Here is a 13192-nt window from a genome sequence, read left to right on the forward strand (position 1 = left end):
GTTCAGGGCGACCGTTACCGGTCGCCTGTTTTTTAACGCGCTTTTTGCACCATGATTTCGATAATCTGGCGGTCGGTTTCCAGCATGCTGCGGCTGGCGAGTGCGCACAGATTGCTGATCGACTCGTCGACATCATGCGCCACAATGCCTTCGTGGCCGGTGACACGGCTGTCGTCCAGTGCCATCAGTACCGACTTGTAGGCCGATGCGGCCGAGGTTGAGACTTTCATGGCGCAGCTATTGGATGCGCCATCGCAGATCATGCCTGCCAGGTCGCCTACCATGCTGCAAATTGCCATCTTGACCGACTCTTCCTTGCTGTCCAATAGCCAGGCCATGCCGGCGGCGGCCCCCATGGAGGCGGTGGTGACTGCGCACAGGGCGGACAGGGCAGGCAGCTTGCTGTGGATGTAGACGGCCGTCAGGTGGGACAGCATGAGCGCACGCGCCAGCTTTTCATTGTCGGCATTCAGGTGGCGGGCAACCACGACGACCGGCAAGGTGGCGGCGATGCCCTGATTGCCCGAACCGGAATTGCTCATGGCCGGTAGTGGGGCGCCGCCCATGCGGGCGTCCGATGCTGCCGTGGTGCGCATCATGATTTCGGTCAGCAGGCCCTGGGAGAGCAGGCCTTGTTTGACCTGACGCTGCAAGGTTGCACCGATATGCAGGCCGTAGCGGCCGCTCATGCCTTCATCCGATAATGCATTGTTCAGGTGCGCGGCCTCCAGAATGAATTCGATCTCGCTCAGTGGCGCCTGGGTGGCGAATTCGTAGACATCATGCATGCGGGCATGGCCTAGCGAATAGTGGCCGCCTGCTGTCGTGCTCTGACTGGCGGCCTGCCACAGGGTTTCGCCGTTTTTCTCGATCAGGATTACATTGGTGTGGGCGTTGGCAATGCAGACGCGCACCGATTCGCCTCCGGCGTAGAGTGTCGCTTCGCTGTAGAGGATGTTGGGAACGTCGGTGATGCTGACGCTGACTTGCCTGGCATCCAGCATGGCTTTGCCCGATGCGACCTGTTCGGGGGTCAGCTTCTTCAGTACCTGCAAGCCGCCTTGCGGATCGCCGCCAATGGCGCCGACGGCTGCGGCAATGGCCAGGCCGACCATGCCGGTGCCGGGGACGGTCACTGCCATGCCGTTTTTCATCAGGTTGGAGGATACTTTGGCGTCGATGCGTTCGGGCAGGGTGCCCAACTGTTCACGCGCGATGGCGGCGGCCAGTGCCAGCGAGATGGGTTCGGTGCAGCCTAGTGCCGGAATGACTTCGTGTTTGACGGCCTTGATAAACTCGGCCCAGAGTGGTGTCGGATTGCTCATGATGTGCAGCCTCTTGTGCGGAACAGGCCCGGCCGGAGGGCGGGCAAGCAAATGGCGGATATTTTATACAGAAATGAAGTGCGGGGATGGTGTGTAAATGCAATAAGGCCACTATCGGGTGATAGTGGCCTTATTTTTATTCTGGCGTCCCCACGGGGAATCGAACCCCGGCCGCCGCCGTGCAAGGGCAGTGTTCTAACCGCTAAACTATAGGGACTATGTGGTGCACCCGGAGCGATTCGAACGCCCGACCCTTTGGTTCGTAGCCAAATACTCTATCCAACTGAGCTACGGGTGCACAGGTAAAACATCTTACAAGCAAGTGGTGCTGGCGTCCCCACGGGGAATCGAACCCCGGCCGCCGCCGTGCAAGGGCAGTGTTCTAACCGCTAAACTAGAGGGACTTCGCTGGTGCACCCGGAGCGATTCGAATGCCCGACCCTTTGGTTCGTAGCCAAATACTCTAGCCAACTGAGCTACGGGTGCACAGGTAAAACATCTTACAAGCAAGGGGTGCTGGCGTCCCCACGGGGAATCGAACCCCGGCCGCCGCCGTGCAAGGGCAGTGTTCTAACCGCTAAACTATAGGGACTTCGCTGGTGCACCCGGAGCGATTCGAACGCCCGACCCTTTGGTTCGTAGCCAAATACTCTATCCAACTGAGCTACGGGTGCACTGTTTCTTGCTGTGTCTCGCTGCGTTGTCTGCTGCGAGAGATGCGAACTATACGGAATCCTTCTTTTTTCGTCAACACTTTTTCTGATTAAATTGTTCGTCGTCGTTTAGAATACGCCCTTATTGTTGCCATTTTCCGACAGTATCGCGTTAAAAATGCCTTATTTGTCAGTGGTTTGTGAATCTCTGTTTTTGGCCGGCCAGGCTGAAAAATATTTCGGTTTTTAAGCGGATCTGCCCATGTTGTTTGAACAAGCTTACGTAATTGTCGATCTGGAAACGACGGGAGGCCACATTACCCGCGACCGGATTACTGAAATCGGCCTGATTCTGGTGGACGGCGAAAACGTCGAACGCATCGAAATGCTGGTCAACCCCGGCCAGCCCATCCCGCCCTTCATCGAAGACATGACCGGGATCAGCAATGCGATGGTGGCCGATGCGCCGGCATTCGCCGAACTGGCACCAGCCTTGTGGAAAAAGCTGGAAGGGCGCTTGCTGATTGCCCATAACGCGCGTTTCGATTACGGTTTTCTCAAAAATGCATTTCGCCGTGCCGGCTTGGCGTTCAACGCCAATACCCTGTGCTCGGTCAAGTTGTCGCGCCGCTTGTACCCGCAATACTTCAAACACAGTCTGGACAGCATTATCGAGCGGCACCAGCTCGTGCTGCCGGCACGACACCGTGCGCTGGCGGATGCCGAGGCCGTATACCGGTTTTTATGTCTGGCACGGAACGAATTGGGTGCCGAGGCTGTGTGCTCTGCGGCAGCAGCCTTGTTGGCGCTTCCTAGTGTGCCGGAGGGCATGGCGCAGGAGCTGGCTGATACCCTGCCGGATACGCCGGGGGTGTACACCCTTTATGCCGCCAATGGCGAGGCGCTCTATGCCGGGCGTTGCCTTAACCTCAGGCAAAGGGTGTTTGCCCACTATGGTGCGGGGACGCTGGACGCCAAACTGCCGCGCATTCATGAGCGCATCGCCCATGTAGCGTGGCAGGAAACACTGGGTGAGTTTGGCGCAGCATTGCTTGAGTTGCAGCAGTTGTCCGCCTTGCGGCCGCGTTACAACCCGCGTGCGCGCCAGACGAACGAATTGTGTGCCTTGCAATTGAGCGAAGCGGGGGAGGATGGCTTGTTGCGGGTGAGTGTCAGCCTTGCGCGCACGCTGGACTTTTCGCGTACGGCCGATTTGTATGGCCTGTTTCGTAGTCCGCGCGAAGCCAAAAAGGCATTGAGCGAGCTTGCGCGTGCACATCAGCTATGTCCGGCCATTCTGGAGGTCGAAACGGTCACGACCCGCAAAGGTGCACCATGCCAAAGCTTTAAAAACCGGCGCTGTCTGGGGGCCTGTTGCGGCAAGGAAAGCGCCGCTGCGCATAATGCGCGCTTGCAAAATGCTTTGCTGCGCCTGAAAACCCAAAGCTGGCCGTATGCCGGCGCGATTGCATTGACCGAAAACGACGAGGTGACCGGCGAGTCGGTGTCCCATGTATTCGAGCGTTGGTGCTACTTAGGCTCGGGCGATGATGTGGCCTGCTTGCAAGGCACGCCGGTGTTTGATCTGGCGGTATACAAACTATTGCAGCACTGGCTGAAAAAGCCGGCACCCGGGGTCACGCTGCACGAGTTGCCGGCAGCTTAGGCATACATGGCAAGGAAGCCGCGCAGGCGGCTTTCGATAATGCGCGGGTTCTCGCCGTTGGCAATAGCGATAACGCCTTCCAGTATCAGCTCCTTGGTGGCAATTTCGGTCGCGATCAGGTTTTTGAGTTTGACGGCGACCGGCAGGAAAAACAGGTTGGCCGAGCCGACGCCGTACACGGTGGCGACAAAGGCAACGGCAATACCCGAGCCCAGTTTGGTCGGGTCGGACAGGTTTTCCATGACATGGATCAGGCCAAGAACCGCGCCGATAATGCCGATGGTTGGCGCGTAGCCGCCGGCGGATTCCCAGATTTTGGCGGCTTGTTTGCGCGCATGTTCAAACATGGTGATCTCGACTTCCATCACTGAACGCAGTGTTTCGGGGGCCGCACCGTCAACCAGCATCTGCAGGGCTTTTTTGGTGTAAGGATCGTGCTGCAGGGAGACATAGCCCTCCAGCGACAGCAAGCCGCCTTTGCGCGCACTTTGGCTCCACTGGATGATGTCGCGTATCATTTTTTCATGATTGAACTGCGGCGGGTAAAACACCCACTTGAGCATTTTCAGGCCGTTGACGAACTGGCGTGGTGTGCTTTGCAGCATGACGGCGCTGGCCGTGCCGCCGATGACGATCATAAAGGCGGTAAGTTGCAGTAGCGAGCCTAAGTGGCCACCTTCCAGTGCTTGTCCTGCCAGAATGGCGGTCAGCCCGCCCATGATGGCAATGATGCTGAGTTTATCCACGTCTATCCTTGTTGTTTACAGCCATTCGCGTAGCTTGCTGCGAATGCGGGTGACGGCCTGGGTATGCAGTTGGCTGACGCGGGATTCGGAGACCCCCAGTACCGCGCCGATTTCCTTGAGGTTGAGATCCTGCTCGTAATACAGGCTCATCACCAGCTGGTCACGTTCGGGCAAGGTCGCGATGGCGTCTATCAGCGCCTGGCGAAAACCGCTGTCGGCCAGCGTCAGGAGCGGGTCCGGCGTATTGTCGTCCGCGATATTGGCCAGTGCATCATTCAGTTCTTCGCCGTCATGGCTATGAAAGTCTTCAAAGTACACCAGACGCACGCCCATGCAGTCGCCCAGCATGGCCTGGTAATCCTCCAGCGATACCGCCAGCTCGTCGGCAATTTCACTTTCACTTGGCGCATACCCCAGCGTTTGGGTCGCGCGTTTGATCGCGTCTTCAATCATGCGGGCATTGCGCCTGAGCTGGCGCGGCATCCAGTCTATGCGCCGCAGCTCATCGAGCATGGCGCCCTTGATGCGCGTGCCGGCAAAGGTTTCGAACTGTACGCCTTGCAGCGGATCGAACTGGCGTGCGGCTTCCAATAGCCCGATCATGCCGACTTGTACCAGATCATCCAGTTCGACCGATGCCGGCAGGCGGGCCATCATCAGGCTGGCAATCTTCCTGACCAAAGGGGTGTACTGCATTACATCCGGGCGATCGGTGGCAGCCGCTTGTGCGTAGGCGTGGGCTTGATGCGTGGCCAGAGCCATGGTTAACGATCCGTGATTTCGGTAAGGGTCTTACTGGTGCTCAATAATTGTTCCAGATAACTGGAGCGGGCATGGCCGGTGTCCGGTGCATGCCATAAAGGCAGCATGGCGGCCAGCTGGCTGAATGCCTGGGCCGCTTCGCTGTCCGGAAAGGCTTCCACCACTGGCCGGCGTAATGCCTGACTCTTGCGTATGGCCTGATCTTCCGGCACAAAACCGACCCAGCGCAAGGAAACGCCGAGATAGTCGCCGGCTACGGATGACAAGCGGGCGAACACGTTTTGCGCTTCTTCCTGCCCGCTTGCCCGGTTGACCAGCACATTGAAACGGCGGCGGCCGAATTCGCCGGCCAGCCGTTTCATGCTGGCATAGCCGCGCGTGATGGATTCGGCTTGCGGGCTGATGACCAGAATCAGGTTGTCGGCAATCACCAGTGGTGCTGCATCCTGGGTCGGGTCCGGCGCATCGACCAGCGTCAGGCCGCAGTCTTTTTCCAGCGCGGAAAATTCGCTGGCCAGACGTTGCCACACGCGGGCAGACAGGCGGTGGCGTTCTTCCGGCTGGGCATACAGATTAACCAGCGTTACGCCATGACGCGAATTCACCATCAGGTCAGTCAGACCGCCGCGGCTGATGTTCAGGCTGGCCAGCGACGCGGAGGGGGGAACGCCAGCCAGGCGTGCCAGCTCCTGGCCATTCTGGTGATCCAGCAACAGGGGGCGCTTCCCCTGTAGCGCGCTGGCCGCGGCCAGCCCCGCGCACAGGGTCGAGATGCCGCTATGGCTGGCACCGGTGAGGGCGAATAAGGGCGGCAGGTGCGCGCTTTGCTGGCTGAGTTGCCTTAGGCTGGCGGCCTGGTCACTCATGTTACAACCAGCCTGACTGTGCGGCATTGATCATCGGGATTTCATCGGCCTGCCCGTGAAACGGGGTCGCCAGTTGCCCTGCGCGCAAGGCCCGATCAATCAGAAAGTCCGCATTGGCACAATGCAGGTCTTCCGGTACGCGCTGGCCATTGGTGATGTAAAACAGGCGCAGGCGGTTGCGGATGATGACGTCCAGGCTGGCACCCAGCATGACGGCTTCGTCGACCTTGGACAGTACGCAACCGGTCAAGTCATCACTGCGAAAATGTTTGACCACGTCTTCCAGCGTGCGGCCATCGGCATTGGCAGCCAATAGCAGCAGACGGCGTACCGGCCGCCCGGCCGTGGCAAACATGCGGATTTGCTGCAGGACGCGCTGATCGCGCTGACTCATGCCGACTGTATCGATCAGCACCACCCGGCGCTGGGTCAGATCGGCCAGTGTCAGCTGTAAATCGCCTTCGTTTTGCACCGAGAATACCGGCACACCCAGAATCTTGCCGTAGATGCGCAGTTGATCCTGTGCGCCGATACGATAGCTGTCGGTGGTGATCAGCGCCACACCCTCGGCACCGTAGCGCATGGTGGCGCGGGCGGCGAGTTTGGCGACTGTTGTTGTTTTGCCAACACCGGTGGGGCCGACCAGTGCAAAAATCCCGCCCTGGTCGATGATGTCGCTGGCCGGATCCATGCATTTCAAATTATGCATCAGTGCCGAACGCGCCCATTTTTGCGCGACTTCGGCATCGTACTGCGGGGGGAGTTTCTGGGTGAGCTGGCGTATCAGCGCCGGGCTAAAGCCTGCCGTCAGCAAATAGCGGAACAGCTCGGCACGATTGGGTGTTTGCCCTTCCATTTCCGACCAGGCAAAGGTTGCCAGCTGGTTTTGCAGCAGGCTTTTCAGCAGGCGGATTTCTTCACCGATATGGCGGATGTCGTCGGCAATGTCTTCTTCTGGCGGCTGGGGCGCGCGTGCGGCTTGTACGGCTGCCGATGGCTTGGTTTCTGCTGCCGGGGCAGGGGGCGGGGCTACGGGCGCTGGCGGGGCCGGCCGTGCTGCGGCGCTGAAAACGGCAGGGCGTGCAGGCTCGGCGGCTGCGGCTTGCCTGTGTTCCGGCTGCGCCGTGGCCGGTGGCTCTTCCAGCGGTTCGATCGGCATGGCATAGCTGCGCGACAGGGCGCGTGCGGCTGCATTGCCTTGAGCGGGCAGGATGGCCGCCGGCGCCGGCGTCTTACGCGGCGGGTGGCGTGTGGCGGCAGGTGCCAGCGTATCCGACAGGGCGGCAACATCGGCATCGGCTACGGCCATGATCTCTACGCCACCGCCCTGGGTTGGGCGGTTGGACAGGATCAGCGCGTCTGCGCCCAGCGCCTCGCGGACCTGGCGCAAGGCATCGCGCGTAGTTTTACCGTAAAACTTTCTGACCACCATCTGTTATGTCGTCCTCAACCCTTGCCGGCTCCAATAACTGCGATTATACGGATGGTTTTGCTATCCGGTATTTCATTATGCGAAATCACGCGTAACTGCGGCAGCGCCCGACGCAGAAAACGCGCAAGCAGGGGACGCAAACCCGGAGGTGTCAGCAACACCGGATTCAGGCCCTGGTTTTCGACTTCTTCGGTCTGGTGGGCGGCATTGGCCAGCAGGTTTTCAGCCAGCCCTGGCTCCAGTCCGCCGCCGGCCTTGGACTGCACCGCCTGCAACAGAATGTTTTCCAGCTGTGGGTCCAGCGACATGAGCGGCAGTTCGTTCTCGCCGGGGAACAGTTGCTGGACAATGGCGCGCGACAGGGCGGTACGCACGGCCGCGGTCAGCTCGTCGATGTCCTGGGTAATGGGGACATGGTCGGCCAGCGTTTCGATAATGGTGCGAAAGTCACGGATATTGAGGCCGTCGCTCAGCAGTTGCTGCAGAACTTTTTGCAAAATGCCGACCGCAATGACTTTGGGTACCAGATCTTCGATCAGCTTGGGCGACTCTTTGGCCTGATGGTCGATGAGTGCCTGTACTTCTTCGCGTCCCAATAGTTCGGCGGCATGTGACTGCAGCAGGTTGGACAGATGGGTGGCGACCACGGTGCTGGCATCGACCACGGTGTAGCCCAGGCTTTGTGCCTCTTCGCGCCGGGCTGCATCTATCCATAGCGCGGGCAGGCCGAAAGTCGGGTCGGTGGTCGGCGTGCCGGGCACTTCAGCGCTGACATGGCCGGGGTTGATGGCCAGAAACTGACCGATATAGGCGTCGCCTACGCCGACTTCGACTCCTTTGAGCAGGATGCGGTAGGCATTGGGGCGGATTTCCAGATTGTCGCGGATATGGACGGCGGCGACCAGAAAGCCCATCTCTTGCGCCATTTTCTTGCGTATGCCGCGAATGCGGCGCAACAGCTCGCCATCCTGATCGCGATCGACCAGTGGAATCAGCCGGTAACCGACCTCCAGCCCCAGCATGTCCACCGGCTGTACATCATTCCAGCTTACCTCGGTCATGGCCTGTTCGCCGCCCGAAGCCGACAAAGCGGTGGGTGTGGCGATCTGGCTGGATTGTGCTTGCGCCAGTTTTTCCCTTTGCTGGCGCTTCTCTTGCCACCAGGCCAGCGCCGCCAGTGAGCCGGCAATCATCAGGAAAGCCGTATGCGGCATATTGGGGATCAGGCCGATCAGGCCGATCACACCTGCCGTGATATAGAGCACATGCGGGTTGGAGAATAGCTGGCCGATAAACTGCTCGGACAGGTCCTTGTCGGTGCCGACGCGTGCCACCACGATGCCGGCGGCAGTGGAGATGATCAGGGCCGGAATCTGGGCGACCAGGCCATCGCCAATGGTGAGCAGGGTATAGGTCTTGGCGGCTTCGCCTGCCGGCATATCATGCTGCATCATGCCGATGATCAGACCGCCGACAATATTGATCACGATGATCATGATGCCGGCCATGGCATCGCCACGGACGAATTTGGACGCACCATCCATGGCGCCGAAGAAGTTGGCTTCTTCGGTAATGGTCTGGCGACGGTTTCTGGCATCGTCCTCGCCGATCAGGCCAGCATTGAGGTCGGCATCAATCGCCATCTGTTTGCCCGGCATCGCGTCCAGCGTAAAGCGGGCCGATACTTCGGCAATCCGGCCTGCACCTTTGGTGATCACCATAAAGTTGATGATGGTCAGGATAATGAACACGATAATGCCGATGGCGACATTCTCGCCGATCAGGAAGTGGGCAAAGGATTCGATCACCTTACCGGCGGCGGCCGGGCCGGTATGGCCTTCCATCAGAATCACCCGGCTGGAGGCGACGTTAAGCGACAGCCGCAACAAGGTGGTGATCAGCAGCACGGCGGGAAAGGCGGAAAACTCCAGCGGATGGCGCGTGTTGATGCCGACCATCAGCACAATGACCGAAATCGCGATATTGAAGGTAAAGAAGATATCCAGTATTACCGGCGGTAGCGGCAGTACCATCATCGCCAGAATCAGGATGATCAGTACCGGCCCTGCCAGTTTGCTCAACTTGAGCATCTTCAGTGAATCTAGAATCTGGTTCATGCCGTCAGTCAGTGCGCATCAGCCGGTCTGGCTGCTGCTTTTTGTTTATTGTTCGGGTCCAGTTCAGGCGGGACTTCCAGCTTTTCCGGGTAAACCGGTGCCAGACCGCCCTGGCTTTCATAGACCTTGAGCTGGTAGATATAAGCCAGCACCTGCGCCGCCGCCGAGAACAGTTTGGGCGGAATGTCAGCGCCCAGTTCGGCATGAAAATACAGGGCGCGGGCAAAGCTGGGCGCGCGCATGGTGGCAATCTTATGCTCGCTGCCGGCGGCAATGATGCGCTCGGCCAGTTTAAGCGTGCCCTTGGCCACGACTTGCGGCGCGCGCATATCGTCGCTGTATTTGAGTGCCACAGCGTAATGGGTCGGGTTGGTGACGATCACATTGGCGCCCGGAATTTCCTGCATCATGCGCCGCCGCGCCGCCTCGCGCTGCAGCTGGCGGATACGGCCTTTGACTTCGGGCGAGCCTTGCTGCTCCTTGCTTTCCTGCTTGAGCTCTTCCTTGGTCATCCTGAGCTTTTTGTGGTACTGCCACAGCTGCAGCGGCACATCCACCGCCACCAGCAACAGCATGGCACCGACCACGATCAGGAAAGTGTGTTCGATCAGCCCCATCATGCTGCCCAGTGCCTGCTCCAGCGGCTGGCTTACCAGCCCCATCAGCTCGCCGCGCTCGCTCCAGATCACCCAGGTGGCGACTCCGCCGATCAGTGCGCTTTTCATAATGGCCTTGCCGCCCTCGGCCAGCGCCTGTACCGAAAACATGCGCTTGATGCCTGAGGCCGGGTTGAGCTTGGAAAATTTCGGCTCAATCGCCTTGAGCGTCAGATTCCAGCCGCCGATCAAGAGCGGTGTGAATAGGGCGACGATGGCCAGGCCGCCTAAAAAGGGCAGTAGCGCCATAAACATGTCGATACTGGCGCTTTTGAATGCCTCGACCGCCAGTTCCGGCGTTTTCAGCTTCTGGTTGTCAAAGCGCAGCATGCCTACTGCGATGTCGCCCACCGCGCGGTAAAGGGCCGGCCCCTGCGCGATCAAGAGCGCAACCCCGGTCATGGTGACGGCAAAAGTCGCCAGCTCACGCGAGCGTGGCACATTGCCGTCTTCGCGCGCCTGTTGCAGCCGGCGCTCTGAGGCGGGTTCTGTGCGTTCCAGATCGGAGTCTTCTGCCATGCGTGCTGCCGGTTTTTTTATTCAGGGTTCAGGGTATGGCGGCGAGTTTACCATTGACGGAGTTTCAAGTCCCTCATATTCAAAATGCTTGAATTGTTGTTGTATTTTTTGCAAATAAGCTGGTTTTTCAACGCTGTTGGACGCGCTTTTTTGCCTGTAAACTAGATAGCCTGAATTTTAACGGATGTGCGCCATGAAGCAGTACCAAGACCTGATGCGCCATGTGCTTGAACATGGCGATGAAAAATCCGACCGCACCGGTACCGGCACCCGTTCGGTGTTCGGCTATCAGATGCGTTACAACTTGCAGGACGGCTTTCCATTGGTCACGACCAAGAAGCTGCACCTGAAGTCCATCGTGCACGAATTGCTGTGGTTTTTGTCCGGCGACACCAATATCCGTTACCTCAAGGAAAACGGCGTGCGCATCTGGGACGAGTGGGCCGATGAGAACGGCGACCTGGGGCCGGTGTACGGTTACCAGTGGCGTTCATGGCCGGCGGCCGATGGCCGTCATATCGACCAGATTGCCAATGTGGTGCAGATGATCAAGACCAATCCGGACTCGCGCCGGCTGATGGTGTCGGCGTGGAATCCGGCGCTGGTAGACGAGATGGCCTTGCCGCCTTGCCACAGCCTGTTCCAGTTCTATGTGGCGGGTGGCCGCCTGTCGTGCCAGCTGTATCAGCGCTCGGCCGATATCTTCCTGGGCGTACCGTTCAATATCGCCAGCTATGCCTTGCTGACCATGATGGTGGCGCAGGTGTGCGATCTTGAACCGGGGGACTTCGTGCATACGCTGGGCGATGCCCACCTCTATAGCAATCATCTGGAGCAGGCCGAGCTGCAGTTGTCACGCGCACCGCGCGCTTTGCCGCGCATGAAGATCAATCCGGCGGTCAAAGACCTGTTTGCCTTCCGTTTTGAAGACTTCGAGCTGGAAGGCTACGACCCGCATCCGCATATCAAGGCGCAGGTGGCGGTATGAGTACGCCACTGATGACCTTGGTGGTCGCCATGGCAAACGACAGGGTGATAGGCGTGGACAACCGCCTGCCTTGGCATTTGCCTGAGGATCTGAAACATTTCAAGGCGGTGACGCTGGGTAAGCCCATTATTATGGGGCGCAAAACCTGGGACTCCATCGGCCGGCCTTTGCCCGGGCGGCGCAATATCGTGGTGACGCGCCAGATGGACTGGCAGGCCGAGGGCGCCGAGGTTGTGCACTCGCTCCCTGAAGCGCTGGCCTCTGTTGCCTCGGTGGCCGAGGCCTGTGTGATCGGTGGCGGCGAGCTGTTTGCACAGGCTTTGCCGCTGGCGGCAAAAATGGAGCTGACGCTGATTGATCTGGATGTCGCGGGAGATGCCCATTTTCCGGCTTGGGCTGAAAATGAATGGCAGCAGACGGCAGAAGAAGGGCATAGCCGGGAAGACGGTTTGCGCTGGTCGTATCAGACCTGGTTGCGCAAATAAGGCTGACGGGGCATGGCCCCGTTTTTTTATGCCTTGGCCAGTGTCGCAGTGGCCTCTTGTACCAATGCGCGGTAGGTGTTGCTTAAATGCTGGGTGACCGCATCCAGACGCGCAAGGTCGCGTGCGATGATGGCTTTAAGCAGGTCACTGATAAAACATTGCGCGCGCTCCAGTTGCATGTCGCCGCTACGGAAAATGGCGTACAGGCAGCGCTGGGTCACCGGCTGCAGGTTATTCAGGGCATCCTCGAGATAGCGGTTGCCGGCAAAGTCGTACAGCGTCTGTAAAAAGATAAAGCTGGTGTCAAAAAAAGCATTGAAATCGGCATGCAGCTTATGCTCGGCCAGCTCCGCTTCCAGCGCAAAAAAATGCGCCAGATCATCATTTTTCCAGGACAGGGCCAGATTGGTGGCGGCCCGGTTTAGCAATAAAAACCACAGCTCAAAAAATGCCCTGACATCTTCCTGCGTCAGGCTGGCGACGACGGCGCCGCGGCGCGGGTAGATCTCGACCAGATGACGCCTTTGCAGAATCAGCAGGGCTTCGCGTACCGAGCCGCGACTGACGTCCAGTTCGGTGGCGATTCGTAACTCCTGAATACGCTCTGCCGGGGCGAGCGTGCCCTGGATAATGAGTTTGCCCAGATGCTGGGCGATTTGCTCGGTCAGTGAGTCGTTGGCTTTAAAGGACATGCAGGCTTGGCGTGATCTGTCGGGTTGGCTGTGGCGGCTATTTTAGCATTCACCACAACTTTGTAGTTGTGGCGGAAAACCATCACTTATGTCTTGGTTGGCGTGAAATGCCTTGCGGGTATTTTGCTGTGGACGTAGGATTCAAACGCTTGTTTGATCTGGGCCGCGCGAGGGTAAAAACAGGGGCTAACAGTTCTTCGCTAAATTCATATCATGCAAGCAAGTCTGGCTGCCATTTCGGGATGGCAACAGGCGCTCCTCTTGGGGAGTCTTGCAGGAACGACA

Annotated in this window: 11 protein-coding genes and 6 tRNA genes; 3 read left to right on the forward strand and 14 right to left on the reverse strand. The window is 58.9% G+C overall.

All coding sequences use genetic code 11. The features are described from left to right. Positions 1-32 precede the first annotated feature (32 nt). The 7 genes from GQF02_RS01435 to GQF02_RS01465 form a co-directional block, all read right to left on the reverse strand. Positions 33-1325: an L-cysteine desulfidase family protein gene (locus tag GQF02_RS01435; protein ID WP_160794341.1), complete on the reverse strand. Its 1293-nt coding sequence runs from the start codon at positions 1323-1325 to the stop codon at positions 33-35. A 142-nt stretch (positions 1326-1467) separates the two neighbouring features. Then, a tRNA-Ala gene (locus GQF02_RS01440) sits at positions 1468-1542 on the reverse strand. Positions 1543-1546: 4 nt separating this feature from the next. After that, positions 1547-1623, reverse strand: a tRNA-Arg gene (locus tag GQF02_RS01445). A gap of 31 nt (positions 1624-1654) precedes the next feature. Beyond that, positions 1655-1729, reverse strand: a tRNA-Ala gene (locus tag GQF02_RS01450). Positions 1730-1734: 5 nt separating this feature from the next. Beyond that, positions 1735-1811, reverse strand: a tRNA-Arg gene (locus GQF02_RS01455). Between the two features lie 31 nt (positions 1812-1842). Then, a tRNA-Ala gene (locus GQF02_RS01460) sits at positions 1843-1917 on the reverse strand. A 5-nt stretch (positions 1918-1922) separates the two neighbouring features. Next, positions 1923-1999 (reverse strand) — tRNA-Arg (locus GQF02_RS01465). 241 nt (positions 2000-2240) lie between these two features. Here GQF02_RS01465 and GQF02_RS01470 point away from each other — a divergent pair. Next, entirely contained in the window at positions 2241-3644 is a 1404-nt protein-coding gene (locus GQF02_RS01470) for an exonuclease domain-containing protein (RefSeq protein WP_160794343.1), read from the forward strand. Here GQF02_RS01470 and GQF02_RS01475 read toward each other — a convergent pair. From GQF02_RS01475 to flhB, 6 genes are read right to left on the reverse strand one after another with little or no spacing between them, the layout of a single operon-like run. Then, entirely contained in the window at positions 3641-4390 is a 750-nt protein-coding gene (locus GQF02_RS01475; RefSeq protein WP_124734142.1) for a flagellar motor protein, read from the reverse strand. The two genes, GQF02_RS01470 and GQF02_RS01475, sit on opposite strands and share 4 nt — an antisense overlap. 15 nt (positions 4391-4405) lie before the next feature. Beyond that, on the reverse strand, positions 4406-5152 hold the full coding sequence (locus GQF02_RS01480) for an RNA polymerase sigma factor FliA (RefSeq protein WP_160794345.1): 747 nt from the start codon (positions 5150-5152) through the stop codon (positions 4406-4408). A gap of 2 nt (positions 5153-5154) precedes the next feature. Further along, positions 5155-6018 (reverse strand): MinD/ParA family ATP-binding protein, encoded by an 864-nt coding sequence (locus GQF02_RS01485; RefSeq protein ID WP_124734144.1) that lies wholly within the window; start codon positions 6016-6018, stop codon positions 5155-5157. 1 nt (position 6019) lies between these two features. Next, positions 6020-7450: a flagellar biosynthesis protein FlhF gene (gene flhF / locus GQF02_RS01490; RefSeq protein ID WP_160794347.1), complete on the reverse strand. Its 1431-nt coding sequence runs from the start codon at positions 7448-7450 to the stop codon at positions 6020-6022. Between the two features lie 14 nt (positions 7451-7464). Continuing rightward, positions 7465-9567 (reverse strand): flagellar biosynthesis protein FlhA, encoded by a 2103-nt coding sequence (gene flhA / locus GQF02_RS01495; protein ID WP_160794349.1) that lies wholly within the window; start codon positions 9565-9567, stop codon positions 7465-7467. Between the two features lie 8 nt (positions 9568-9575). Further along, positions 9576-10742, reverse strand: coding sequence for a flagellar biosynthesis protein FlhB (gene flhB, locus GQF02_RS01500; protein WP_124734147.1), 1167 nt, complete (start codon positions 10740-10742; stop codon positions 9576-9578). Positions 10743-10935: 193 nt separating this feature from the next. Between flhB and GQF02_RS01505 the strand changes: the two genes are divergently transcribed. Both GQF02_RS01505 and GQF02_RS01510 read left to right on the forward strand, forming a co-directional pair. Further along, positions 10936-11730, forward strand: a complete 795-nt coding sequence (locus tag GQF02_RS01505; RefSeq protein WP_124734148.1) for a thymidylate synthase — start codon at positions 10936-10938, stop codon at positions 11728-11730. Then, positions 11727-12215, forward strand: a complete 489-nt coding sequence (locus tag GQF02_RS01510; protein ID WP_124734149.1) for a dihydrofolate reductase — start codon at positions 11727-11729, stop codon at positions 12213-12215. The genes GQF02_RS01505 and GQF02_RS01510 overlap by 4 nt, the downstream gene beginning before the upstream one ends. 26 nt (positions 12216-12241) lie before the next feature. Here GQF02_RS01510 and GQF02_RS01515 read toward each other — a convergent pair whose 3' ends face one another. Beyond that, entirely contained in the window at positions 12242-12907 is a 666-nt protein-coding gene (locus GQF02_RS01515; protein ID WP_160794351.1) for a GntR family transcriptional regulator, read from the reverse strand. Positions 12908-13192: the final 285 nt, after the last annotated feature.

This window comes from Craterilacuibacter sinensis (assembly GCF_009831765.1).
Lineage (GTDB): Bacteria > Pseudomonadota > Gammaproteobacteria > Burkholderiales > Chromobacteriaceae > Craterilacuibacter > Craterilacuibacter sinensis.

Bases quoted from the DNA above. Each gene is read 5' to 3' on its own strand.
- GQF02_RS01435 (WP_160794341.1), bottom strand. From the start codon at position 1,325: ATGAGCAATCCGACACCACTCTGGGCCGAGTTTATCAAGGCCGTCAAA.
- GQF02_RS01470 (WP_160794343.1), top strand. From the start codon at position 2,241: ATGTTGTTTGAACAAGCTTACGTAATTGTCGATCTGGAAACGACGGGA.
- GQF02_RS01480 (WP_160794345.1), bottom strand. From the start codon at position 5,152: ATGGCTCTGGCCACGCATCAAGCCCACGCCTACGCACAAGCGGCTGCC.
- GQF02_RS01485 (WP_124734144.1), bottom strand. From the start codon at position 6,018: ATGAGTGACCAGGCCGCCAGCCTAAGGCAACTCAGCCAGCAAAGCGCG.
- flhF (WP_160794347.1), bottom strand. From the start codon at position 7,450: ATGGTGGTCAGAAAGTTTTACGGTAAAACTACGCGCGATGCCTTGCGC.
- flhA (WP_160794349.1), bottom strand. From the start codon at position 9,567: ATGAACCAGATTCTAGATTCACTGAAGATGCTCAAGTTGAGCAAACTG.
- flhB (WP_124734147.1), bottom strand. From the start codon at position 10,742: ATGGCAGAAGACTCCGATCTGGAACGCACAGAACCCGCCTCAGAGCGC.
- GQF02_RS01505 (WP_124734148.1), top strand. From the start codon at position 10,936: ATGAAGCAGTACCAAGACCTGATGCGCCATGTGCTTGAACATGGCGAT.
- GQF02_RS01510 (WP_124734149.1), top strand. From the start codon at position 11,727: ATGAGTACGCCACTGATGACCTTGGTGGTCGCCATGGCAAACGACAGG.
- GQF02_RS01515 (WP_160794351.1), bottom strand. From the start codon at position 12,907: ATGTCCTTTAAAGCCAACGACTCACTGACCGAGCAAATCGCCCAGCAT.